The sequence below is a fragment of the Shewanella mangrovi genome (genome assembly GCF_000753795.1).
GTDB lineage: Bacteria > Pseudomonadota > Gammaproteobacteria > Enterobacterales > Shewanellaceae > Shewanella > Shewanella mangrovi.
The window spans coordinates 111,320-134,488 of the sequence record NZ_JPEO01000006.1 but is presented as its reverse complement, the minus strand read 5'-3'; the positions used below and the strand labels follow the sequence as shown (position 1 = coordinate 134,488).

Genomic DNA, 23,169 nt, shown 5'->3' with positions numbered 1-23,169 from the left:
ATTTTATATGCTTATGAAACTAAAATTTGTGTGTTTGCTCTACAAACTTTGCTCTTGTACCAAAGTTTTAGTTTGGAACTCGCCGTTTCAATATATAATTAGGATTATCTAATCGTGTATCCGAGAAACCTGTATGAAACACTTGGGCGTGCGAACTAAAATTCTCATACTCGCGCTACTACCTCTTATCATTGTTACTCTTGTTACCTCACTTTTTGCCCGGCATATGGAATTGCAAACCCTCGAAAGTTCGGTGGCGGATTTTCGTGGCAAATTGATTAACGAAAGACGGCAAGAGTTAGTGCATGTCACTGAGATTGCCAAACAGATAGTGGTATTCCAACGCCAGCAAGGCGGTGATTTTAAAGCGGCGCTGCGTGATGCAAAATTTGGCAAAGCGGGTTACTTCTACATGTATGACGGCCAAGGCCGTAACGTGTTTCATGGCTTGTTACCCAAGTTAGAAGGCACCGAACAGATCAACATGACAGATCCTAAAGGGATCAAGATTGTGCAGGGGCTGCTCAAATCTGCCAGCCAAGGCGATGGCTTCCTTACTTTCTATTATCAAAAGCCAGGTAGCTCTGAGCTGATTGAAAAGTTAGGTTATGCCGCAACTGTGCCAGGTACTGATTGGATTATCGGCACCGGCGCTTACTTTGATGATATTGATGCCGCGGTTGCGACTTATCGTAAGTCTGCCGAAGAGGAAATGAGCAGCAAGTTGTGGGTTGTTACTCTGTCCACCTTGATCCTGTTTGCCATCACGGCCGTGGTCATTGCGATATTCAGCACCCGCATGGTGACACCGCTGAATAATATGCTCAACAACCTCAATGATATTGCCCAAGGTGAAGGGGACTTAACCCGCCGCGTTCCTGTGACGGGCAGCGATGAAATTGCTGCACTAGGCACCGCGTTTAACCGCTTTGTGGAAAAACTGCAGCATATTATTCGCGACGTATCTGATGCGACCAATGATGTGGTTAATGCATCCCACGAAATTCACACTCAAAACCAGATGATTGCCGGTCAGCTTGCTAGCCACAACCATGAAACTGATCAGGTGGTGACAGCGGTAACTGAGATGTCATCCACTGCGCAAGAAGTGGCGGCCAACACCAATCAAGTGGCGGATGCAACCCACGATGCAACGGCTGAAGTTGCCAAAGCGCAGCATTGTGTCGATGATTCTCTGACCCAAGTGTCCGCATTGATGAGTGAAATTGACAATGCGGCATCGCATATTCAATTGCTGAATGAGCAATCGCAAAAGATTAATAGTGTTCTGTCTGTGATTGGTGGTATTGCTGAGCAAACTAACTTGCTGGCGCTTAATGCTGCGATCGAAGCGGCGCGTGCAGGTGAGCAGGGCCGCGGTTTTGCCGTCGTTGCTGATGAAGTGCGTAATCTTGCCAGCCGTACCCAAGCGAGTACGTTGGAAATCAATGAGATGCTCAATGAGCTGCATTCGTTGGTGACTAGCGCTGTTGCAGCGATGGAGCAAAGTCAGCAAAATTGCCAACGCAGTGTATCTGCGTCACGACTGATTTCTGATAGCCTCGGCTCGGTAACGTCATCGGTGACCAGCATCAATGATATGAGTACCCAGATCGCCACAGCAGCCACGGAGCAAAGCTCGGTGACTGAAGAAATCAATCGCAATGTCTATGCGATTCAAGAGATTGTTACGGCACTGATGGCCTCCAGCAAACTGGCGGCAGATGTGAGTCAAAAAGTGTCGGCCAGCGGTGACAAGCTAGGTAGCTTGGTAAATCAATTCCGCGTCTAGGCAGTTAATTCATCCTGATAAGCGGCGCTCTTGAGCGCCGTTTTTTTATGCCTTAATAAGCACTTGTGCGTTTCCATCCCGTGTTTTGCCATTAACTGTGGCTTTTTTCGATTTAAATTTAGCCGTGGCATAGGTTTTGACACGCCTTTGAGTTAAAATCCGGCGTTTGCATAATTCCGTAAGTTACATTCCAATCGAGTAATTGAAATCACATGTTTGAAGTGAATCCTGTCAAAAACAAAATCAAGGAGCTGGCTGAGCGCACAGAACTCCTGAGGGGGTATCTTTGACTACGACGCCAAGAAAGAGCGTCTCGAAGAAGTAGTCAGAGAGCTTGAAGGCTCTGAGGTTTGGAATAATCCTGAACGTGCCCAATCGCTAGGCAAAGAACGCGTTGCACTGGAAACCGTGGTCGAAACTATCGACGACTTAGAATCCGGTCTTGAAGACGTGGAAGGTTTGCTGGAGCTGGCGGTTGAGGAAGAAGACGAAGACACCTTTAACGAAACCAGCAGTGAACTGGAAGAACTCGAGAAACGTCTAGCTGAGCTGGAGTTTCGTCGTATGTTCTCCGGTGATAGTGACGCGTCTGATTGCTACCTCGATATTCAATCGGGGTCAGGCGGTACTGAGGCGCAAGACTGGGCCAACATGGTGCTGCGCATGTATTTGCGTTGGGGCGAAGACCATGGCTATAGCCCAGAACTTATCGAAGTATCCGACGGTGATGTGGCCGGTATCAAGAGTGCCACGATCAAGTTCACCGGTGAATATGCTTACGGTTGGTTGCGCACAGAAACTGGCGTGCACCGCTTAGTGCGTAAGTCACCGTTTGACTCAGGTGGTCGTCGTCATACCTCGTTCTGCTCAGTGTTCGTTTACCCTGAAATTGACGATTCTATCGACATCGATATCAATCCTGCCGATCTGCGTATCGACGTATACCGTGCTTCCGGCGCGGGTGGTCAGCACGTTAACCGTACTGAATCAGCAGTACGTATTACCCACGTGCCAACCAATACTGTGGTGCAGTGTCAGAATGACCGTTCGCAGCACAAAAACAAAGATACCGCGATGAAGCAGTTGAAAGCGAAGTTATACGAGCTGGAACTGAAGAAGCAGAACGCTGAGAAGCAAGCGGCGGAAGATCAAAAGTCGGATATCGGCTGGGGTAGCCAGATCCGTTCTTACGTACTGGACGATTCGCGCATTAAAGATTTGCGCACCAGTGTCGAAACCCGCAACACACAAGCCGTTCTTGACGGTGATTTAGACAAGTTTATTGAAGCCAGCCTCAAATCAGGGCTGTAACAGAGAAGACGCTGAAAATGACTGAACATTTGGATGAAAACAAACTGATCGCGGAACGTCGCGCTAAGCTGGATCAAATCCGCACTAGCAGTCCGGCTAACGGTCACCCTAACACTTTTCGCCGCACCCATAAGGCTGCTGAGCTGCAAGCTGAATTTGGCGATAAGAGCAAGGAAGAGATTGCGTCTCTGGGCTTCACCGCAGCGATTGCTGGCCGTGTTATGGCAAAACGTGGTCCATTCTTGGTACTGCAAGATGTGTCTGGCCGCATTCAAGCTTATGCCGACAAAGCGGTACAAGCTGAGCTGAAAGAAAACTATAAAGGCTTGGATATCGGTGACATCATCGGTGTTAAAGGCCAACTGCACTTGTCTGGTAAAGGCGAGCTGTACGTCAACATGGAAGAGTACCAGTTGCTGACCAAAGCACTGCGTCCACTACCAGAAAAATTCCACGGTCTGACTGACCAAGAGATGCGTTATCGTCAGCGTTATGTTGACTTGATCGTCAACGAAGAATCACGCAACGCTTTCAAAATGCGTTCACAAGTGGTTGGTGCTATCCGTAGCTTTATGGAAAGCAAAGAGTTTATGGAAGTTGAAACCCCGATGATGCACGTCATCCCAGGTGGTGCTTCAGCACGTCCATTTATCACTCACCACAATGCGCTGGATATTGATATGTACCTGCGTATTGCGCCAGAACTGTACCTGAAGCGTTTGGTAGTTGGCGGTTTTGAGCGTGTGTTTGAAATCAACCGTAACTTCCGTAACGAAGGTTTGTCGCCACGTCATAACCCAGAATTCACCATGATGGAATTCTATATGGCGTATGCTGACTACAAAGACCTGATGGATCTGACTGAAGAGATGCTGTCATCTATCGCTCTGAAACTGACGGGCGACACTAAGCTGCCATACGGTGAAGATGTGATTGATTTCGGCGGCCCATACGCCCGTATGAGCATGTTGGAAGCGATTCAACACTACAATCCAAACAATGCCAAAATCCAAGCGATGACCTACGAACAGGTGAAAGATTTGGATTTCATGCGCACTTTGGGTAAAGAAGTCGGTTTGGAAATCGAAAGCTTCTGGACTTGTGGTCAACTGCTGGAAGAGATCTTCGGTGAAACTGCAGAGCCTAAGCTGATGCAACCGACCTTCATCACTGGCTACCCAGCAGATATTTCACCGCTGGCGCGTCGTAACGATGACAATGAATTCATCACCGATCGTTTTGAATTCTTCATCGGTGGTCGTGAAGTAGCGAACGGCTTTAGCGAGTTGAACGATGCTGAAGACCAAGACAGCCGCTTTAAAGCACAGGTTGCCGCTAAAGACGCGGGTGATGATGAAGCCATGTTCTACGATGCAGACTACATCACTGCGCTGGAACACGGTTTGCCACCAACCGCGGGTCAAGGTATCGGTATTGACCGTCTGGTGATGCTGTTCACCAACAGCCACACCATCCGTGACGTGATTCTGTTCCCAGCGATGCGTCCACAAGCGCAATAAGTTGCAGTGAACTAAAGAAAAACCGGTCAAATGACCGGTTTTTTTATATCTGAATCTGTCGTGATAAGAGTCGTTGACCTCAATGCAGATGTTCCAAACAGATACGATTGCGCCCCAACTCTTTGGCGTGCAGCAGGCCCGTGTCTGCTCGGTTAAGCACTTCCATATAGCGTTGGTCGTTATGATGAAATTGGCTCAAACCACCGCTGATAGAGGTGCACGCTTGGGGCAAATCCATCTCTAATAGCTGCAGATGCAACGCTTTACGCAGCCGGTCGATAAGCCCCCATGCATGTTCGGTATCGGTATGCGGCATTAAAATCACAAAGCCATTGTGATGATAGCGAAACGCCCGGTCTTCCTGACGAATCGCGCTCACGCAAATCTTCCCCACTAATTCAATAATATTGTCGCTAAGGTTGTGACCGCATTGCTGTTGCAGTTCGTCAAAGCAGTCCAATTCAAACAGCACTAAGCTGCATGGCGCATGATGGCGGTGATACAGGCTAAAGTGCGCGGAGAGTTCTTTACTCATGCGGCGTTGGCTATAGAGGTGCGACAGCAGATCCACTTCGTCATAAAACGCCCACTTCTGTACCTGTTGCTGATAATGACTAATGTCGTGCAGCATCAGCAGCACTAAGTTTTCACCGTGCACACTAAAATCCAACGCTTGCAGGTTGGCGCTAAACCAACGTTTGTCGCTGCTGTCTGGATGAGGCTGCAACCGATCATGCTGACTGATAGAGAACTCTACTTCCAACGGGGCATTCGCCGCCAGCGCCGCTTGCAACTGACTTATCAGCCATTGGGCTTTTTCTGCGCGGTAGACTTTCGCAATCGTGTCTTGCGGCAGAAAGGCATCGACGCAATCGCTGGCCGCCTGCGGGCCGAAGCGTTGTAAACACGCACCCTGAGCGTTAAGTAAGAAGGTGGGAACTGGCAGTAGCGACAGCAACTGCGACACTTGTGCCTGCGAAAGCATGATCTGCTCCGAAGCAAATTGGATGGGTCACTTCAGCATAGTCGCAAATAAGTGCGCGCGCCGTGGATAAGCACTATTTTCAATGTGCTTTTTTGTTATCAAAACAGGCTTTGTTGCTCCTCATTTTGCAGCGGGATTAAGTCGGTTAACTGCCAGCTAAGATGCGTCGCGATATGTTGTTGTAACTGCTGATAAAGTCGATGTGCCAACTCGGGCGCATGAATATTATCCGGGGTGTGAACAAATAGGTGCGGTGTTTTTCCCTCATTTAACCATTGGCTCAATTTACTCAGCCACGGGGCAAAAAAGGTATCGTTGTTGGCTTGTATCAGGTCACCAATAAAGCGCACCACAGGTTGCTCAGCGGTGGCAATGGCATGCACTGGCACTCGTGGCTTCTTAGTTTGCGCATCACGCATGACCTCGGTAACCGCAGGTTTGGCAAAAATAGGGCGGCTGTCCATGATGATGCGGTCACAGCCGTTGTCGATGAGTAAGCGGTTCAATTGCTGCTCGGCGGCGCCTTTGGCGAAAAATGCCGCATGGCGGACTTCAACAGCAAACTGCAGTGCCGCGGGAAGCCGCGGTAAAAAGTCGGCTAATACCACTAATGACTCGGGGCCAAAGGTAGCGGGCAGTTGAATTTTCCAAATTGAGGTATGGGCTTGCAGTGGCTGCATGCGCTGAAAAAATTGGCTTAGTTCAGTATCGCAATGTCGCAGCATGAGCTGATGGGTAACCGTCTTTGGCAGTTTAAAGGTAAAGCGAAAGCTATCCGGTACGCTGTCGGCCCACATGGCGACAGTGTTGGCATCGGGCAGGGCATAAAAGCTGGTGTTGCCCTCAACGGTAGTAAACTTTTCAGCGTAGGCCGCGAGCCTACTGGCTGGCGTAGGGCACGCCTGTAACAGCGAACGTTGCCACTGTGGTAATGACCACATTGCCATGCCCAAGCGCAATAACGGCGTGGTGGTTGGGTTAGTCTTTGATATCGACATGATACTCTCGTACTAGCTCTACCATTGCCTGCGCCGCAAACGACAGAATTTGCCCTTTGCGCCAGTAGATAGATAGCTCCCACATCAAATCCGCCGGATTGAGCGGTACATTGACCACGCCCGGCACTTGATGGCGCGTCGCTAAAAAGCGCGGCATGATCATAGTGCCTGTGCCCGCCGCGACCAAGGCGACGCCAAAGTCGGGGTGACTTACTTTGGTGACAATCTTCGGCATAAAACCACGCTGCACGCAGCCATTTAGCACTAAGTCATGCAGCGCATATTCTTCGTTAAAGATGATCTGCGGATCTTCGGTCAGCTGCTGCAAACTAAGTAGCTCTTGGTTCGCAAACGGATGCTGCTGCGGTAGCACCACCATCATAGGATCGCGTCGAATACAGAAGCCCTCAAAGTCATCATCAAGCGAGATAATGCCGGTCGCCAGTTCCACTTCGCCCTTTTTCAGCTTCTGAGTCTGCTCACTGCCGCCACGCACCAACAGCTTCATTTTGATATTGGGATATAAGCTGCGATAGCGACTGATCACTGGCGTAAACAGTTCGGCGCTGCCAAGCGGTGCCAAACCTAAATGCAGCTCGCCGGTGAGCAGACTGCGCTGCGCCGCCAATTCGCTGAGCATCTCACTGCGGGTGTTCAGTAGGGATTTACCGTAGCGATACACCACTTGGCCAGAAGCTGTAGGGCGTAACTGACTACCGCGTTTACCGCGCTCCAGCAGCACTAAATCTAAGTCAGCCTCAAGTTGGGTAATGGCTTTTGATAGCGCCGGTTGGGTGATATGAATCGCCTCCGCCGCCTTGGCAAAGCCACCGTGATCGACGATTTCAACAAAGTAGCGAATAACTTTAAGATCCACTAATATAACCCTTTGGAATGCTTTGTATTAATAATATTCATTTTTTTTATCTAAAATAGCACCCTACAATTGCGCTATCAATTTTTAACGAGAACCATGATGCAACTGGCTCACTCAGCAGCTCGATTTGGCAATTTACGGCAGCAAAGCAAGCAGCTTTCGCTGGCGATTGTGCAAATTGCCGTGATCTGCTTATTTGCGTGGGCGGCGCATGCAGTGGCAACAGCAGTACACTCACCTATTCCCGGTAGTGTACTTGGCTTGGCCGTGGTGCTGTTGGCGCTAGCGCTCAAAATTATCCCTGAAAAGGCGATTCAGGTGGGCGCGGCATGGTTTATTGGCGATCTATTGCTGTTTTTTATTCCGCCAATGATCTCGGTGATTAAGTACGAAGCGCTGTTAAAACAATATGGTTTTAACATCCTGCTGACGATTGTGCTTGGCGTGATTTCTGTGTTGTTAGGTACCGGCTTTGTGGTGGACCGCGTGTTCCGCTTCGAGCGTAAGCTGCACCTGAAACGGCAGATGGCAAAACACAACAAAGAGCAGCAGGCGCTCAAAGATAAGGCTGGCGAATGAACCAATCAACGCTGTTAGCGCTGATCAGTTTAGCTATCACCGTTGGCAGTTATTACATCGCGAAAGCTATGTATAAACGCCATAAAACTTGGTGGTTGCTGCCGAGTATTCTGGCGCCGGTTGTGGTGGTGTTGCTGGTGGTGCTGTTGTCAATTCCGCTGCCAACTTACTTTGAATACACGCATTGGTTAGTGACGTTATTGGCGCCGGCGACGATTGCCTTTGCGGTACCGATTTATCGTGAACGTAAATTGATCCGTCAGTATCCACTGACCATTACCTGCGGCGTGATTGCCGGCGTGATGTTTGGCTTAACCTCTACCTGGCTGCTGACACGTGTGATCCCGTTGCCAGAAGAGTTAGTGCACAGTGTATTGGTGCGTTCGGTATCGACACCATTTGCATTGCAAGCCACTAGTGCCTTTGGTGGTGTCCCTGAGTTAACCGCCTTGATGGTGATGCTCACGGGGATTATCGGCATGGTGATTGGTGAGCCGTTGATGAAATTATTTCGCATCCACACTTCGCTTGGGCGAGGCGTGGCGTTAGGTGCCAGTGCGCATGGCTCTGGTACTGCAAAAGCCACCGAAATTGGTCAGCAAGAAGGTGTGGTGGCCAGTTTGACGATGATTTTTGCGGGCATTGTGATGGTGATTTGTGCGCCGTTCTTTGCTTGGATTTTTTCCTAACCCTTTTTTGTTAGTGCCCATTTTGACCACGGCTTCCCCAGAGTTTAGTGGTCACGCTCGAGCAATCGAGCACCTACTTTCCTGAGAGTATCTCAGGTCTTCATGTTGCGTTTATAGCCGATGTTCCCCCATCGGCTTTTTTTTGCCTGCAATTTGCTGACGGCAAGCTCGGCGAATTGGTGTGGCCTGATAATTCTGTGTGTTGTGAGTGGCTGTCCCAATTTGAGAACTAATTAAGTTATACTGCCGCCGCTGTTTTGTTGTCAGCAGCCTGCTTCAGCGGGTTTCTTTTTAATCGAGTTAATGATGCACACACTTGAACAACTGCGCGATGGAGCGCTGCAAGGGATTCGTCGGCTAACGCTATCTTGTGGTTTAACCGAGTTTCCACAGGAGATTTTTTCGTTAGCGGATTCACTGGAAATCCTCGATCTCAGCGGTAACGCACTGACTTCGCTGCCGGATGATTTGCCAAGACTCAGCAAGCTGAAAGTGATCTTTTGCTCGCAAAATAACTTCACCAAGTTACCTGAAGTGTTAGGGCGCTGTGAATCGCTGAGTATGGTGGGCTTTAAGTCGAATCAGATTATGGATGTGCCAGCGGCGTCACTGCCTCCAAAATTGCGTTGGCTGATTTTGACCGATAACTGTGTGCAACAACTGCCAGATAATCTTGGTGACTGCGCTGAACTGCAAAAACTGATGCTAGCGGGCAATCAGTTGGTCAGTCTGCCGGATACCTTAGCCAACTGTCACAAGTTAGAGTTAATTCGCCTTGCCGCCAATCAACTCGAACAGCTACCCGAATGGCTTTTCTCCCTGCCGCGTCTGACGTGGTTAGCGTATGCCGGCAATCCGCTCAGCGCGCAGTTGGAAGCTGAAGCGTTGAACGTGCCATTGCCTGCCATCGACTGGCAACAACTGGCGGTGAACGAGCTGCTAGGTGAGGGCGCTTCTGGGCTGATTTATCGCGCAGACTTATCTAGCGCTGCAACGACCACGCCAGTGGCGGTGAAGCTGTTTAAAGGCGCGATGACCAGTGATGGTTTGCCGCTGTGTGAAATGGCATCGACCATTAAAGCGGGGCACCATCCTGCGCTGACGCAAACGCTTGGTCGTGTAGCGCAGCATCCAGAAAACACCGATGGCTTGGTGATGCAACTGATACCCAGTGATTTTGCTAACTTGGCTGGGCCGCCGAGTTTAGCCTCGTGTACCCGCGACGTGTATGCGCCGGAACAGCAGTTTTCGCCTACGGTGATGCTCAATATCGCCACTGCGATTGCCAGCGCTGCGCAGCATCTGCACCAACAGGGCATGATGCATGGCGATCTGTACGCGCATAATATTCTCACCACCGCTGACGGTGATGCCCTGCTGAGTGATTACGGCGCCGCGTCCTTTTACGATACTTCCGATGCAGAACTCGCTGCGCTCTTAGCGCGTATAGAAGTCAGGGCCTTCGGCTGTTTGCTGGAAGAACTGGTTGAACGTTGTGACTTGCTTAATGATGATGCTCAACAGCAGTTGAGTGCGTTAGTGGCAGCGTGTTTGCGGCAGGATTTGATGGCGCGACCAACCTTTGCGGAGATTTGTCAGCGCCTCGTTGAGCTGCAATCGCAGCAAGCCATCGCCGCTTGATGCAAGCTGGCTTGCCGCGCGGTAGATGAGTCACACAAACTGACCCGCGGCAAAGCCACTGCTCCAACAATACTGAAAATTGTAGCCGCCGAGCCAGCCGGTCACATCGGTCACTTCACCGATGAAATACAGCCCCGGCGCTTTTTTCGCTTCAAAGGTTTTTGAACTCAGCTCGTCGGTATCCACCCCGCCTAGAGTGACTTCCGCAGTGCGGTAGCCTTCAGTGCCGTTAGGTTTAATTTGCCACGCGTGCAAGGTGGCGTGTAACTCATCGATTTGGCTATGGCTGAGCTGATTCACATTCGCCTCAGGGATGACATTGCTGTCGCACAGTATCTCGACAAAACGCTTAGGCAATACGCTGGCAAGGCAGTTTTTCAGTGATTTTTGCCCCTGAGTTTCACGCCATTGCTGCAACTGGGCTTTCAGCTCAAGCTCCGGCAGCAAGTTAATGCTGACCGCCTGACCCGCTTGCCAAAACGAGCTAATTTGCAGCACGGCTGGGCCAGAAATGCCACGGTGAGTAAACAGCAGGTTTTCTTTAAAACTGGTGCCATTTTCACTGCTGATGCTGCACGGGATACTGATGCCAGCCAACGCGGCAAAGCGCTCTTTATCATGTTGATGCAAGGTAAACGGCACTAGCGCCGCCGTGGTAGGAAACACCTTGAGGCCAAACTGGTCGGCAATTTTGTAACCTATCGGCGTCGCGCCTAATTTCGGCATGGTCAGCCCGCCAGAGGCAACCACGAGCGACTGGCATTGATAGCTTTCTTGAGTGGTTTGCACCAGATAGCCGCCATCATTAGCATTCACCGACAGCACTTCACTGCGCAGTTCAATATTCACCCCAGCCCAATCGCATTCGGTTAGCAGAATATCGACGATATCTTGCGCGGAATTATCGCAAAACAGCTGCCCCAAGGTTTTGTGGTGGTATTGCAAACCGTGGCGCTCAACCAGCTCAATAAAATCCTGTTGGCTATAGCGACTTAGACAGGATTTAACAAAGTGGGGATTGTGGCACAGGTAGTTTGCTGGGCTTGCATTGGTATTGGTGAAATTGCAGCGGCCACCACCGCTGATCAAAATTTTGCGCCCAGGCTTTTTACCCATATCGAGTACAGTTACTTGGCGGCCACGATAGCCTGCCTGCGCTGCGCACATTAATCCGGCAGCACCTGCACCGATGATGATGACATCGACTTGTGTCATGTGTTGTTCCCCAGTTGAATTTGGCGGCATTGTAGCAAAAGTTGCTCGCTTCGCGAGGTAGGATTTCTGCAACCTGCGGTTGCGAAAGATTTATGGCTTCGCCATACCAAGCTGCGCTTGGCAAGATTATCGCTGCGCGATTGCAACCTGAGGTTGCGAAAGTCGTGGAGCTACTCGCTCCACACCAGAGCCAAAGGGCGATGCTCGTCCCCCGCCCTTTGGAAACCCGACGACGCCCCACGGCGCAAAACGCTACGGCGCTTCTGGTTTGCCATTTTCGCAAATCGCTCTGATTCGGAATCCATTCCTCACCATCGCTTCTCGTCGTCCTTGACTCGATTGCTCAATGTCTGCCCAACGCACCTGCGCTGCGCCAAGGGGAATTGGTGTTGCCTGATCTGCCGCATGTGAACGCTGACCCGTTCGAGATTGAGTCGAACAAGGCTACCTTACTCTGTTATCTAGACCAAAATATGCTCATTTTTCTATTGTGTTCAGTGGCATATGCGCATAAGTTGAGCTGTGAGAATGAGTGAAATGCGACTCCGTGTCGTGATTAATTCCGACATAATATCGTGTAATAAACTGTTCTGTGATGGGAGAATGTATGACAGATTTAGCAACAATTAGTGCTGCTTTAACGAGTATAAAAACAGCGGTAGATTTAGCTAAGATCATTAAAGATGGCGATAAGTCGCTAGAGCAAGCTGAAATAAAGTACAAACTTGCTGAGCTTATTAGTGCATTAGCTGATGCGAAGATGGAAATAGCTGAAGTCAGGGAGCTTGTGTTAAGCAAAGATAACGAATTGTCAGCTCTTAAAGATGTGTTCGAACAGCAAAAAAATATGGAGTGGGATGAGCCATATTACTTTCATGTAAAAGATGGTCAGCGACAGGGGCCTTTTTGTCAGCAGTGTTACGATAGTGAGAACAAGTTAGTTCGGTTGATCAATCGTGGTTTTGCTATGGGGGTGTGGCGCTGTAATACGTGTAACACAACAGTCATTGATGATAGTTATGTGCAAGAGTCGTACTAATCAGATAACAAACTATTTAAGAGTAACTCGCAATGCGTGGCATTTTTGTTTTGTGTTGGTTTTAGTTTTTAAGGTGGTATGCGGCGACTTTGGGTACTACGTTGCTCGCTCCTTAATAGGGCGACAGAGGGCTGAACATTGAGCGCAGATGAACATTTGTATGAACTAATACATTGGATTAATGAGAATTCGACAGGGTTTAAATTGCCAAATGATGCCCGTTCGTCCTTAGCTCTTGGTTGCCTTGATGTTGCATTAGAGCACCAAGCTGCAATTTTGCTCTTATACAGAGCGGAACTGTACGGTTCTATGAGCTCTATCTTAAGAGTGCTTTTCGAATCTTTGGTTCGTGGAGTCTGGCTTTATAAGTGTGCTTCGGAATCAGATTTAAGGAAATTTGAAAAAGGGATAGTTGAGCCAAAGTTTTTTGAGCTAATTGACGCATATGAAAATAAAATTGGTGATCCTGATGGGGTACTTTCCCAGTTCAAGAAAAAGGTGTGGAAACTCCTAAACGATTTTACTCATACTGGCTTTAACCAAGTTTGTCGAAGGCATTCAGAAGGTAAGTTGGGCTCAAATTATGAGCAATCAGAGCTCGATTCAATTCTTAAAGTATCAGGGGCATTAGGCCTTTTCGCTGCATCTCAAATAGCAGGTATTGGTGATAAATCAGAGTTGACTCAGGCCTACATCGACAAAATTAAAGAGTACACAGCCCTCTAACAAGCCGCTGTAATCGCTCTTTACGTTCGCCGGAACAAAAATACATAGGCTGCTCGCGCTTCAGTTGTCATTGTCGCTATGTATTTTTGCCCCTAAGAGTGGTGTTAATTTGGAGGCAATAGCCACCAATTTCAAATCGGTTAATACGCTGAACTTTCAAGCAACTCCGATTACCCCTCGGCGCGGCGTAGGTGCGTTGGGCAGCCATTGAGCAATCGAGATATGGATATCGAGAAGCGATGGTGAGGAATGGATTCCGAATCAGAGCGATTTGCGAAAATGGCAAACCAGAAGCGCCGTAGCGTTTCGCGACGTCGGGGTGGCAGGGGGATTGATAAGGGGGCGAAGCCGTCTAGCCCCCTTATCCTCTGGTGTGGAACGAGTAGTTCCACGACTTTCGCAAACGAAGTTTGCAATGGCTGAAAGCCATAAAATCAAAGCCCGCTGCAGGCGATTTAGCACATCAGTGCTGGCAAGCAACGCCAAGTGTCACCGACAAACACGAAAACCAATCAGCAACACCCGTTGCCAACCGGCAACAAAAAAGCCCGCAAAGCGGGCTTTTTCCATCGAACACCAACGAAAGGTAAATTACTTACCTTCGTTATAACGTTCTGCGCTAGACAGGATCTCAGCACGGGCAGAAGCAGCATCTTCCCAACCGTCAACTTTCACCCATTTGCCTTCTTCCAGATCTTTGTAGTGTTCAAAGAACTGTTTGATCTGGGCTTTCAGCAGTGCAGGCAGATCTTCAACGTCGTTGATGTGCTTATATTCTTTAGAAATCTTGTCGTGTGGTACGGCAACGATTTTAGCGTCTTCACCTGACTCGTCAGTCATTTTCAGAACGCCCACTGGACGACAGCGGATTACGCTACCTGGTTGCAGTGGGTATTGAGTTGGAACCAATACGTCAACTGGGTCACCGTCCAAGCTCAGAGTTTGGTTCACGTAACCGTAGTTACATGGGTAGAACATAGGCGCAGTCATCATACGGTCAACAAACAAAGCGCCTGTGTCTTTGTCTACTTCGTATTTGATCGGATCGTGGTTTTGTGGGATCTCGATAATAACGTAGATATCATCTGGCAGAGATTTGCCCGCAGGCACAGCATTTAAGCTCATGTAAGTATCCTTTCACTTAACAGTGTAATCTTGGCCGTATCACGGCGCGAATATCAATGTGGCGGCTATTATAGCGCGAAAGCTTGGCTTGCCAATGCTGACAAGCCGTTGCCTTAGTATTAGTTACTTGTGGTATTGCAAACAGGTGGCCACTTCGTTGGCTGAACCTAAGATCACTGCCACACGCTGATGGATCGCTTCTGGCTCAATATCCAGAATGGTTTGGTAGCCAGTGCTGGCGCTGCCGCCGGCTTGCTCGACCAAAAATGCCATTGGGTTGGCTTCGTACATCAAACGCAGTTTATACGGCTTGTTTGGATTCTTGCTGTCAGTCGGGTAGGTGAAGATGCCACCGCGGCATAGTACGCGATGCACATCACCGACCATGGCGGCAATCCAGCGCATGTTGAATGATTTTGCGCGCGGGCCAGCTTTGCCTAACAGTAGGTCATCGATATAACTCTGCATTGGGCTTTCCCAGAAGCGTTGGTTTGACATGTTGATGGCAAACTCGGCGGTGTCGGCAGCAATGCTGACGGCATCCTGTGTCAGTAAAAATTCGTTGCGGTCAGTGTCCAGTGTGAACAACTGCGTGCCTTTACCCGTGGTCAGTGCCAGCATGGTGGCGGCGCCGTAGAGCACATAGCCTGCAGCTACTTGCTTGCGGCCCGATTGCAAAAAGCTTTGCTCGCTTACGTCACCTTCAGGTGCTGGCAGTACGGAGAAGATTGTCCCCACCAGTGAGTTGATGTCGATGTTGGATGAACCATCGAGTGGGTCAAAGCACACCAGAAAATCACCGCTATCACTGCAAATTACCGGCTCATCTTCCTCTTCGGATGCCAGCGCGCGTACATTACCCGCGGCGGCTAACGCATCTTTGAGCATATCGTTGGTGATCACATCCAATTTCTTTTGGGTTTCACCTTGGACGTTTTCGTGGTCAGTGCTGCCTAATACGCCTGCCAGTGCGCCGCGGCGGACGGCTTGGCTGATATTAATTGAGGTGGCAGCTAAGGTGTTAATTAGATGAGTGAGCGAATCCGGAACGGCTTTTTCCGCAAGGGCTTGAGCCAGCGTTTGCATACTATTTCCTTGTTTCCATGAGGGACAAATCTCGGTGTGTGAATGATACCCGATTTGGCTATTGTTTGTCTGCCAAGGACAAAATAGGGCAGAATATTGGTTCACTTGCTGCGCAGCAGCACGATTTTTTGCTCTATCCGGAAAATAATAATGAATCGAATCAGGATACTCTCTGTACTTATGGCTATTCCCCTCACATTTGTTAGCACACTTACTCAGGCTCAAAGCCTTGTCGGTGGCACTACACCGCTCACGGTCGATCGTCTTTATGACTCGCCGGCATTGGCAGGTAGCAGTCCACGCGAATTGAAGATTTCCCCCGATGGGAGTCGCGCCACCTTTTTGGTCGGCCGTAAAGACAACCAACATTTTTATGATTTGTGGCAGATGGAGGTGACTAACGGCAAGGTCAGTCTGCTGCTTGATGCTGATAAATTGCAGCAGGGTGAGTTGTCGGATGAAGAGAAAGCGCGTCGTGAACGCCAGCGTATTTTTGGCGAAGGCATCATGGAATACGCTTGGTCGGATGATGGTAAGGCGTTGCTGATCCCCGCGTCCGGCAAGCTGTATTACTATGCGTTGGCAGATGGCAAAGCCAAGTTGCTGCCGACTGGCGATGACTTTATCACCGATGCCAAGCTGTCACCAAAAGGCCATTTTGTCTCTTATGTACAAGGGCAAAACCTGTGGCTACTCGACTTAGCGACCGACAAAGTAACGCAGCTGACTAAAGACGGTGGTGGCGCGATCAAAAACGGCATGGCTGAGTTTGTGGCGCAGGAAGAGATGGGCAAGATGAGCGGCTACTGGTGGGCACCCGATGAATCTGCCATTGCCTTTAACCGTGTCGATGAAACGCCGGTGGAACTGGTAACGCGCAACGAAATCTATGCCGACGGTATCAAGCTGACGCAGCAGCGTTATCCGTATGCAGGTAAACCTAATGTGCTGATCCAGCTTGGGGTGATTGCGTTAAAAGATAAGCGAGTGAAGTGGGTTGATCTCGGTAAAGAAACCGATATCTATCAACCGCGCGCTAAATGGTTGCCTGACAGCAAGCACTTGTCGTTTGAGTGGCAGAGCCGTGATCAGCACAATTTAGATCTGCGAGTCGTGGATGTGACCGCTAATCAAGCGCCAGTGACCTTGGTGCATGAGCATGATGATATCTGGCTCAATCTGAACGATAACCTCAATTTCCTTAAAAACGGCGATTTCATCTGGACCTCAGAACGTGATGGCTTTAGCCATATCTATCTATTTGACAGCAAAGGCAAGGTGAAACAGCAACTGACCCAAGGCGCGTGGGCGGTAGACAGCATTGATCATGTGGATGAAAAGGCGCAGTGGATTTACTTTACTGGTCGTAAAGACAGCGATGTAGAAAAGCATCTCTATAAAGTGAAGTTTGATGGCTCGGGCTTTACTAAACTCTCGGCTGAAGCCGGTATGCACAGTGCTGTATTTGCCGACAATAAGGCCATTTATCTCGACTACTTTGACTCACTGTCACAGCCACCACAGATCTCCTTGCATGACGACAGCGGTAAACGTTTGGCGTGGGTAGAAGAAAACGCCGTAAAACCGGGGCATCCACTGTATGACTATGCCGGACTGTGGCAGTTGCCTGAGTTTGGCACCATCAAAGCCGAAGACGGCCAACGCATGCATTATCGCCTGTTCAAGCCAGTGAACTTTGATGCCAGTAAGCAATATCCAGTGCTGGTGCGTGTTTATGGTGGCCCGCATGCACAGCTGGTGACTAACTCGTGGAGCAGTCAGGATTACTTCACTCAATATCTTTTGCAGCAAGGTTTTGCGGTATTCCAGTTGGATAACCGTGGCTCAGGCCATCGCGGTACTAAGTTCGAGCAGGTGATCTACCAGCACCTCGGTGAGGCTGAAGTGGACGATCAGAAAAAAGGCGTCGACTTCCTGCGCACTTTGCCTTGGGTCGATAGTAAACGCATTGCGGTTTACGGCCACAGCTACGGCGGTTATATGGCACTGATGTGTTTGTTTAAAGCGCCAGATTACTTTGCCGCAGCCGTAAGTGGTGCGCCAGTGACCGACTGGAGCTTGTACGATACGCACTACACTGAGCGCTATCTGGGTAACCCTGCCACCAATGCGGAAGGCTACCGCCTCAGCAGCGTGATGCCGTATGTGAAAAATTACCAAAGTGGTTTGCTGATGTATCACGGCATGGCCGATGACAACGTCTTGTTTGAGAACAGCACCCGCGTTTATAAGGCGCTGCAAGATGACGGTAAGTTATTTGAAGTGATGACCTATCCGGGCTCAAAACACTCGATGCGTGGTAATAAGGTGAAGACCCATCTGTATAAAACCATTACCGATTTCCTTGAGCGCAAACTCAAGTAACAGCGATAAATCCTCGTCTAAAAACGCCGCAGATTGTGGCGTTTTTTATGCGTTTTTTTTGGCAATGAGCAGCCGTTTTAGCAGCACTGGTCCCAGCAGGGTAGTGGCAATGATCACCAGCACTAACTCGGTAAATACACCGTTGGAAATAATGCCCAACTGCAGCCCAAACTGGGCGAACACTAAGCCCACTTCTCCGCGTGGCACCATGGCGCACCCCACAATCATTCTGTCGCGCCAACCACACTGCAGCGGTAAGCCCGCCAGCAGCTTACCGAACACTGCCAAGATCACCATTAACAGCAGCAGTAACAGATTATTTTGATCGATCGCCAGTTGGCTAAGGTCAACGCTGATCCCAACATAGACGAAGAATATCGGCGCAAACACTTCCGTCAGCGGTTGCATGGCGTGTTCCAGCTTATTGGTAAACGGAAACGGGTTTTGCAGGTAGCGTTGCCACGGACTGACAAACTGGCGAGACAGCGCCAGTCCAGCGGAAAAGCCGCCCAATAACGCCGGCGCACCTACATGGTGGGCCAGCCAGGCAAATAGGCAGATAAGACTGAGCATCACCACCGCTTCGTAACCTAGGTTTTGCGCATGGCCGCTTAAAAAACGCAGTAGATAGATTAAGCCGCGTCCCACCACGGGTGCCAGCAGCAAAAACGCCAGTAGGGTGAGTATCAGTTTTAGCATGGGGAGTGGTGCAACACTGCCGTCGTTGGCGAAGGTGAACAATAAACTCAGCAAGATCACGCCGACAATATCATCGACCACCGCCGCGCCGAGAATGATGTGGCTACAACTCTCCTGCTGCTGTTGCGTATCTTTCAGCACACTGACCGAAATACCTATGCTGGTGGCGGTTAGTGCACAGCCATAAAACAATGCGGCAAAGGGCGATAATGCCATCGCGTAATAGGCCACTATGCCGGTCATCAGCAGTGGCAGGATGATCCCGATAACGGCCACCAGAATAATCTGTAGCCCTGAATGATACAGGCGCTTAATGGAGGTTTCGGTGCCGATACTGAACAACAACAGTATGACACCCAGTTCAGCGATATTGGCCAATACTGGCTCAGGATGTAGCCAGCCAAGGAGCGAGGGACCAAGCATAATACCAGCGCTGATTTCGCCCACCACCGCAGGCCAACCAACACGTTGGCACAACTCTCCGAACAGCCGAGAAACCAGCAAGATGAGAAACAACGCCATCAACAGCGTCTCGATTGCCACGGTTTTCCTCCGCTTTTTCCCTGCTTTGTTACACTTAGTATAGGGAGGAATGTGAGATTCCTCACAAACGAGTGGCGCGATTTCCACTCATCAAACCGTGCAAATTGCGGGAGTCACATATGAGTAAGTTATTTATCATTGAACCGCAGGAAGCCGCGCAAACAGATGTCATCGCAAAAGGAGTTGAGCTAGCAAAGTTACTCAATAAAGAGCCACAGGTATTTGCGTATTGTTATGAGTCTTTGCCGCAAACCGTTGTTTATGAAGAAGCTGAACAACAGATTCTGGCGCATAAAAAACGTCAGATGGCAGAGAAGATGCAGCGAATGGGCGCTGAAGATGTACCGGTGAATGTCACCTGGTATAAGTACTTATGCGAACACGCCGTTAATTATTCGAAGGAAAATGACTTCGATTTAATTGTCAAAGGCATGTGCGAAAGTGACCATATGTTGCCAACCGATTGGCATTTACTGCGTACCACCAAAGTCCCGGTGATGTTGCTCACCGAAAATCCACTCAACCAAGGTAGCGGCGTTTTGCTGGCGCTGGATCTCGATACGATTAAGCCGGAAAAACTCAGGCTGAACGAGCAGATCCTGCAGCAAGGTCGGCAGTTGGCCGAAGCCACCGGCAGTGAATTGCATGTCGCCCATATTGTGCGGGTGCCGAAGATCATTCGCGATCTGGAAGTGCTGAACATGCAGCAACTGGTGAAGGAGGCTTATCAACGCCACCAAACCCTGTTGGATGATTTAGGTCTGGATAAAGAGCAGATCCACATTATCTGTGGCGATCCGGCGCAGTGCCTGTATCAACTCACGTGTCGTTTACGCAGCCAATATCTGGTGATGGGGGCTTGTCAGCGGCAGGGCTTAATGGGCTGGGTTATCGGTAATACCGCGGAAGCGATTTTGCATCACATCCGCTGTAATGTGTTGGTGATACCGACGACTAGTTAGTTTTGCGCAGAATGGTGCGACGACTTAACGTCAGCAAGGCATCTGCCGCTGGCGTTAGGGGTAGATTGTTGCGCCAGATTAAGCCGATCTGCCAAGTCAGCTCTCGCTCCATTGCTCTGAAGATTAGTTTATTACTGCCGAGTTTTTGGCAAATAGGTTCCGGCATAATTGCTAGACCCATGCCTTCTTCCACCATAGAGCCAATAAAGTCCCACTGACCACTTCGAAACGCGATATTGAGGTTGATGCCTAGCTCGCGGGTAATGCGGGAGAACTGTTTGGTCAGCGAGAAGTCATCGTTATACACAATGAAAGGATACTGGGCCAAGTCGTGCCAGCTGATCTTCTCTTTCTCTGACAACGGATGGTGTTGCGGCAGGCAGACTTTCAGTGGATAGGCCTGCAGCAGGGTTGAGGAGAGTTGTTCCGTGTGGGTCACTGGCAGCGCGGTAAAGCCGATATCGATCATATCGGCCAGCAGGGCTTGTTCGCTGCCAAAGCCACCAAACTCCTGCATCTGCAATTCGACACCAGGGTAGGCTTTACGGAATTCGGTGAGTAAATCGATAGTGAGGCTGCTCATCATTGGACACACGCCTAAGCGTAGATGCCCCGATTTTAAGCCGCTGAGGTTTGCCAAATCTTGTTCCATACGATGCCACTGGCCCATGATTTGACAGGCACTGGCATGAAACAGCTGTCCGGCTTGTGTCAGTTCCACTTTCTGGTTGCTACGGATAAGTAGCTGCTGCTCCAAGGTTTCTTCTAACCTTTGGATCATCTTACTCAGAGTCGGTTGCGTCAGGTATAGCTGCTCCGCGGCACGGGTAAAATTGCCAATCTCTACGAGGCGTAAAAAGCAGTGTAACGTCTTGATTGGAACATTCATGCTATTTGGGCATCCCTACTATCAATTTAATTCATTTTACCTATTACGGTATCAGATATTAATCTTTAGTCGAATAAATTGACAGGGGTATTTCCATGAAAGCTTATCAAGGTGGTTGGGTTAGTGCGTTATTTGACGCTGCGGTTGCACCAGTTGAAGCCAAAGCCAAAAAAGACGTGACTAAATCACAACGCAGCTCTCACGTGCTGACACCAAAAACCGTGAAACACGCATAAAAAACACCCGGAAAACCCGGGTGTTTTTTTATACTCAATATTTACGCGATCACGTCATTCACGACTTGGATCTTGCGGCCTTAGGCTTTTTTAACGAACTCAGATTTGAGTTTCATTGCACCAAAGCCATCGATTTTACAATCGATATTGTGGTCACCTTCCACCAGACGAATATTCTTCACGCGAGTGCCCACTTTCAGCGGGTTCGATGCGCCTTTTACTTTTAGGTCTTTAATCACGGTAACGGTATCGCCATCAGCGAGCAGATTGCCGTTGGAATCTTTGACAATCAGTGTGTCTTCGTCGGCCGTTGCAGCTTCTGCAGGATTCCATTCATGGCCACATTCAGGGCATACCAGCATGCTGCCATCTTCATAGGTATAAGCAGATTCGCATTTTGGGCAGTTCGGCAGTTCACTCATGGTTAAATCTCTTTTTATCTCGATTAACGTCCGCCCTTGGGCGCACAACTAAATAGGAAAACTTAACTTGAGGTTAGCGTTAAGCTCCTTTGGGCGCGGGATTATAACCATAAACTCAGTAGGGATTCATTGTTTGTCGTTATTTTTTCGCCGAAGCGTGATTTTGACAAAGATGAGCTACAGCCGCAGAAATGCTAAAGTGTGCGCCATAGCAGTTTATTGGCGAACGTGATGACATTGATGCTCAAATGCCCACTTTGTGGTGATACTCAGGAAAAACAGTTAGTTGCTACGCGGGTAAAACGTGACTACTACCATTGCAGCCATTGTCAGCTGATTTTTATGGCACCTAAATGCCACCTGAGTCTAGCGGAGGAGCAGGCCTATTATGCGACCCACGAAAATAATCCCGAAGATGTCGGTTATTTGAAGTTCTTGTCACGCTTAGCTACGCCAATGCGCCAATATCTGCGCGCCGGAATGCAAGGACTGGATTTTGGCTGTGGCCCAGGACCCGCTATGCCAACACTCTTTGCTGAGCAGCAGGTTAGCTGTGATAACTACGATCCCTACTTTTTCCCGATACCCCTTAAACATCAGTACGACTTTATTGTCTGCAGCGAATGCTTTGAGCATTTTCATCAACCGGCAACTGAACTGCAGCAACTGGCCAGCCTGTTGCCAAAAGATGGCTTGCTTGGTGTGATGACCGATAGCTGGCTGTCGTTTGAACACTTCTATGATTGGCACTACACCCGCGATCCCACTCATGTGAGCTTTTTCCATCGACAGACGTATGACTGGATTTGTCAGCAATACGGCTTTGAACTGCTTGAGTGGCAGGCGCCTCGGGTGGCGATTTTACGTAAGTGCTAGCAGGGACTGTCAGATAAAGAAGATGAGGCCATAGCGTTATTGACTATGGTCTCATCGTTTTCCCCCGTTACCTCGTCATTCCTTGATGCGGTAAACGGTCATCGTCCGCTGCCAGGAATCACCAGCAGACGATGTTTGACGCGTTACATCTTGAAGCTGTTACCGACTAAGGCACCCTTGTTGTCGGCCTGCGGCACATGGCATTGCGTGCAGAAATAGTTCTTACCATTTAGCGTGCCCTGCGCATCAATTACATGCGATTTCGCCACCGGCGTGGCTTTCATGCGCTCGGCTTTATTCCACGCGTGGCAGCTCATACAGCTATTGCGATCCAAGCTGATACTGTAATCCGCCTTGTGCGGGATCAGCGGTGGCTGCTCAGCAAAGTTACGGCTAATGGCATGCCCTTTTTTAGGGTAACTTGCCATTGCCGCAGCGTCCTGAGTCACAGGCACTGGTTGGTTACCGGCCAGTGATTGCACGTTTACCGGTGCAGTGGCTGCTTGATTTTGTTGGCCGCTGCAGGCTGATAACATCAGCAGTGCAGCAACAGTTATAAATTTTTTCATCATTC

The 23,169-nt window shown here is 49.5% G+C and carries 22 protein-coding genes; 12 read left to right on the top strand and 10 right to left on the bottom strand.

Annotation, left to right across the window (positions count from 1 at the left end; genetic code table 11):
* Nucleotides 1–133: 133 nt before the first annotated feature.
* The 3 genes from HR45_RS10340 (at nt 134) to lysS (ending at nt 4,623) form a co-directional block, all read left to right on the top strand.
* Complete coding sequence (locus HR45_RS10340; RefSeq protein WP_037442623.1) at nt 134–1,792, top strand: methyl-accepting chemotaxis protein; 1,659 nt, start codon at nt 134–136, stop codon at nt 1,790–1,792.
* 212 nt (nt 1,793–2,004) lie between these two features.
* Nucleotides 2,005–3,103, top strand: a protein-coding gene (gene prfB, locus HR45_RS10335; RefSeq protein WP_162180650.1) for a peptide chain release factor 2 whose coding sequence is annotated in 2 segments (ribosomal slippage) — nt 2,005–2,079 and nt 2,081–3,103 — 1,098 coding nt in all. Because the reading frame shifts where the segments join, the coding sequence is not laid out codon by codon here.
* Nucleotides 3,104–3,120: 17 nt separating this feature from the next.
* The gene (lysS, locus tag HR45_RS10330; RefSeq protein WP_037442619.1) at nt 3,121–4,623 is read left to right on the top strand and encodes a lysine--tRNA ligase; all 1,503 of its coding nucleotides are present in this window, start codon (nt 3,121–3,123) and stop codon (nt 4,621–4,623) included.
* A gap of 79 nt (nt 4,624–4,702) precedes the next feature.
* Here the strand turns inward: lysS and HR45_RS10325 are convergent, their stop codons facing one another.
* The 3 genes from HR45_RS10325 to HR45_RS10315 all read right to left on the bottom strand — a co-directional run bounded on the left by HR45_RS10325 (nt 4,703) and on the right by HR45_RS10315 (nt 7,483).
* A complete protein-coding gene (locus tag HR45_RS10325; RefSeq protein WP_037442617.1) occupies nt 4,703–5,608 on the bottom strand; it encodes a GGDEF domain-containing protein in 906 nt (301 codons plus the stop codon).
* A gap of 98 nt (nt 5,609–5,706) precedes the next feature.
* Complete coding sequence (locus tag HR45_RS10320; protein ID WP_037442615.1) at nt 5,707–6,606, bottom strand: DUF72 domain-containing protein; 900 nt, start codon at nt 6,604–6,606, stop codon at nt 5,707–5,709.
* Nucleotides 6,587–7,483 (bottom strand): LysR family transcriptional regulator, encoded by an 897-nt coding sequence (locus tag HR45_RS10315; RefSeq protein ID WP_037442614.1) that lies wholly within the window; start codon nt 7,481–7,483, stop codon nt 6,587–6,589. The genes HR45_RS10320 and HR45_RS10315 overlap by 20 nt, the downstream gene beginning before the upstream one ends.
* A 99-nt stretch (nt 7,484–7,582) precedes the next feature.
* Between HR45_RS10315 and HR45_RS10310 the strand changes: the two genes are divergently transcribed.
* The 3 genes from HR45_RS10310 (at nt 7,583) to HR45_RS10300 (ending at nt 10,392) form a co-directional block, all read left to right on the top strand.
* Nucleotides 7,583–8,062: a CidA/LrgA family protein gene (locus HR45_RS10310; RefSeq protein WP_052074672.1), complete on the top strand. Its 480-nt coding sequence runs from the start codon at nt 7,583–7,585 to the stop codon at nt 8,060–8,062.
* Nucleotides 8,059–8,751 (top strand): LrgB family protein, encoded by a 693-nt coding sequence (locus HR45_RS10305; protein WP_037442612.1) that lies wholly within the window; start codon nt 8,059–8,061, stop codon nt 8,749–8,751. The genes HR45_RS10310 and HR45_RS10305 overlap by 4 nt, the downstream gene beginning before the upstream one ends.
* A gap of 306 nt (nt 8,752–9,057) precedes the next feature.
* Entirely contained in the window at nt 9,058–10,392 is a 1,335-nt protein-coding gene (locus HR45_RS10300; RefSeq protein WP_206537900.1) for a leucine-rich repeat-containing protein kinase family protein, read from the top strand.
* Nucleotides 10,393–10,422: 30 nt separating this feature from the next.
* Here the strand turns inward: HR45_RS10300 and HR45_RS10295 are convergent, their stop codons facing one another.
* On the bottom strand, nt 10,423–11,607 hold the full coding sequence (locus tag HR45_RS10295) for a BaiN/RdsA family NAD(P)/FAD-dependent oxidoreductase (RefSeq protein WP_037442608.1): 1,185 nt from the start codon (nt 11,605–11,607) through the stop codon (nt 10,423–10,425).
* 607 nt (nt 11,608–12,214) lie between these two features.
* Here HR45_RS10295 and HR45_RS10285 point away from each other — a divergent pair.
* Both HR45_RS10285 and HR45_RS10280 read left to right on the top strand, forming a co-directional pair.
* On the top strand, nt 12,215–12,646 hold the full coding sequence (locus HR45_RS10285) for a hypothetical protein (RefSeq protein WP_037442605.1): 432 nt from the start codon (nt 12,215–12,217) through the stop codon (nt 12,644–12,646).
* Nucleotides 12,647–12,784: 138 nt separating this feature from the next.
* On the top strand, nt 12,785–13,372 hold the full coding sequence (locus tag HR45_RS10280; protein ID WP_037442603.1) for a DUF6988 family protein: 588 nt from the start codon (nt 12,785–12,787) through the stop codon (nt 13,370–13,372).
* 591 nt (nt 13,373–13,963) lie between these two features.
* On the opposite strand, the gene ppa is transcribed toward HR45_RS10280, so the two are convergent.
* Both ppa and HR45_RS10270 read right to left on the bottom strand, forming a co-directional pair.
* Nucleotides 13,964–14,497 carry an inorganic diphosphatase gene (gene ppa, locus HR45_RS10275; protein ID WP_037442602.1) on the bottom strand — a complete coding sequence of 178 codons (534 nt, stop codon included), beginning with the start codon at nt 14,495–14,497 and terminating at the stop codon, nt 13,964–13,966.
* A 123-nt stretch (nt 14,498–14,620) separates the two neighbouring features.
* A complete protein-coding gene (locus HR45_RS10270) occupies nt 14,621–15,583 on the bottom strand; it encodes a class 1 fructose-bisphosphatase (protein ID WP_037442600.1) in 963 nt (320 codons plus the stop codon).
* 180 nt (nt 15,584–15,763) lie between these two features.
* Between HR45_RS10270 and HR45_RS10265 the strand changes: the two genes are divergently transcribed.
* On the top strand, nt 15,764–17,968 hold the full coding sequence (locus tag HR45_RS10265; RefSeq protein ID WP_241461094.1) for a S9 family peptidase: 2,205 nt from the start codon (nt 15,764–15,766) through the stop codon (nt 17,966–17,968).
* Between the two features lie 45 nt (nt 17,969–18,013).
* Here the strand turns inward: HR45_RS10265 and HR45_RS10260 are convergent, their stop codons facing one another.
* Nucleotides 18,014–19,210 (bottom strand): cation:proton antiporter, encoded by a 1,197-nt coding sequence (locus HR45_RS10260; RefSeq protein WP_052074670.1) that lies wholly within the window; start codon nt 19,208–19,210, stop codon nt 18,014–18,016.
* Nucleotides 19,211–19,329: 119 nt separating this feature from the next.
* Here HR45_RS10260 and HR45_RS10255 point away from each other — a divergent pair, with 119 nt between their 5' ends.
* Nucleotides 19,330–20,172: a universal stress protein gene (locus HR45_RS10255; RefSeq protein ID WP_037442596.1), complete on the top strand. Its 843-nt coding sequence runs from the start codon at nt 19,330–19,332 to the stop codon at nt 20,170–20,172.
* On the opposite strand, the gene HR45_RS10250 is transcribed toward HR45_RS10255, so the two are convergent.
* A complete protein-coding gene (locus tag HR45_RS10250; protein WP_037442594.1) occupies nt 20,165–21,061 on the bottom strand; it encodes a LysR family transcriptional regulator in 897 nt (298 codons plus the stop codon). The genes HR45_RS10255 and HR45_RS10250 overlap by 8 nt on opposite strands.
* Before the next feature lie 95 nt (nt 21,062–21,156).
* Between HR45_RS10250 and HR45_RS19415 the strand changes: the two genes are divergently transcribed.
* Nucleotides 21,157–21,297, top strand: coding sequence for a hypothetical protein (locus HR45_RS19415; protein ID WP_156104055.1), 141 nt, complete (start codon nt 21,157–21,159; stop codon nt 21,295–21,297).
* A gap of 80 nt (nt 21,298–21,377) precedes the next feature.
* Here HR45_RS19415 and HR45_RS10245 read toward each other — a convergent pair whose 3' ends face one another.
* Nucleotides 21,378–21,719, bottom strand: coding sequence for a zinc ribbon domain-containing protein YjdM (locus tag HR45_RS10245; RefSeq protein WP_037442592.1), 342 nt, complete (start codon nt 21,717–21,719; stop codon nt 21,378–21,380).
* Nucleotides 21,720–21,950: 231 nt separating this feature from the next.
* Here HR45_RS10245 and HR45_RS10240 point away from each other — a divergent pair, with 231 nt between their 5' ends.
* Complete coding sequence (locus HR45_RS10240; RefSeq protein ID WP_063266200.1) at nt 21,951–22,595, top strand: class I SAM-dependent methyltransferase; 645 nt, start codon at nt 21,951–21,953, stop codon at nt 22,593–22,595.
* Nucleotides 22,596–22,738: 143 nt separating this feature from the next.
* Here HR45_RS10240 and HR45_RS10235 read toward each other — a convergent pair whose 3' ends face one another.
* On the bottom strand, nt 22,739–23,164 hold the full coding sequence (locus tag HR45_RS10235; RefSeq protein ID WP_037442816.1) for a nitrate reductase cytochrome c-type subunit: 426 nt from the start codon (nt 23,162–23,164) through the stop codon (nt 22,739–22,741).
* Nucleotides 23,165–23,169: the final 5 nt, after the last annotated feature.

Coding starts and splice junctions, on each gene's coding strand:
- HR45_RS10340 (WP_037442623.1), top strand. CDS start 134: ATGAAACACTTGGGCGTGCGAACTAAAATTCTCATACTCGCGCTACTA.
- lysS (WP_037442619.1), top strand. CDS start 3,121: ATGACTGAACATTTGGATGAAAACAAACTGATCGCGGAACGTCGCGCT.
- HR45_RS10325 (WP_037442617.1), bottom strand. CDS start 5,608: ATGCTTTCGCAGGCACAAGTGTCGCAGTTGCTGTCGCTACTGCCAGTT.
- HR45_RS10320 (WP_037442615.1), bottom strand. CDS start 6,606: ATGTCGATATCAAAGACTAACCCAACCACCACGCCGTTATTGCGCTTG.
- HR45_RS10310 (WP_052074672.1), top strand. CDS start 7,583: ATGCAACTGGCTCACTCAGCAGCTCGATTTGGCAATTTACGGCAGCAA.
- HR45_RS10305 (WP_037442612.1), top strand. CDS start 8,059: ATGAACCAATCAACGCTGTTAGCGCTGATCAGTTTAGCTATCACCGTT.
- HR45_RS10300 (WP_206537900.1), top strand. CDS start 9,058: ATGCACACACTTGAACAACTGCGCGATGGAGCGCTGCAAGGGATTCGT.
- HR45_RS10295 (WP_037442608.1), bottom strand. CDS start 11,607: ATGACACAAGTCGATGTCATCATCATCGGTGCAGGTGCTGCCGGATTA.
- HR45_RS10285 (WP_037442605.1), top strand. CDS start 12,215: ATGACAGATTTAGCAACAATTAGTGCTGCTTTAACGAGTATAAAAACA.
- ppa (WP_037442602.1), bottom strand. CDS start 14,497: ATGAGCTTAAATGCTGTGCCTGCGGGCAAATCTCTGCCAGATGATATC.
- HR45_RS10270 (WP_037442600.1), bottom strand. CDS start 15,583: ATGCAAACGCTGGCTCAAGCCCTTGCGGAAAAAGCCGTTCCGGATTCG.
- HR45_RS10265 (WP_241461094.1), top strand. CDS start 15,764: ATGGCTATTCCCCTCACATTTGTTAGCACACTTACTCAGGCTCAAAGC.
- HR45_RS10255 (WP_037442596.1), top strand. CDS start 19,330: ATGAGTAAGTTATTTATCATTGAACCGCAGGAAGCCGCGCAAACAGAT.
- HR45_RS10250 (WP_037442594.1), bottom strand. CDS start 21,061: ATGAATGTTCCAATCAAGACGTTACACTGCTTTTTACGCCTCGTAGAG.
- HR45_RS19415 (WP_156104055.1), top strand. CDS start 21,157: ATGAAAGCTTATCAAGGTGGTTGGGTTAGTGCGTTATTTGACGCTGCG.
- HR45_RS10245 (WP_037442592.1), bottom strand. CDS start 21,719: ATGAGTGAACTGCCGAACTGCCCAAAATGCGAATCTGCTTATACCTAT.
- HR45_RS10240 (WP_063266200.1), top strand. CDS start 21,951: ATGACATTGATGCTCAAATGCCCACTTTGTGGTGATACTCAGGAAAAA.
- HR45_RS10235 (WP_037442816.1), bottom strand. CDS start 23,164: ATGAAAAAATTTATAACTGTTGCTGCACTGCTGATGTTATCAGCCTGC.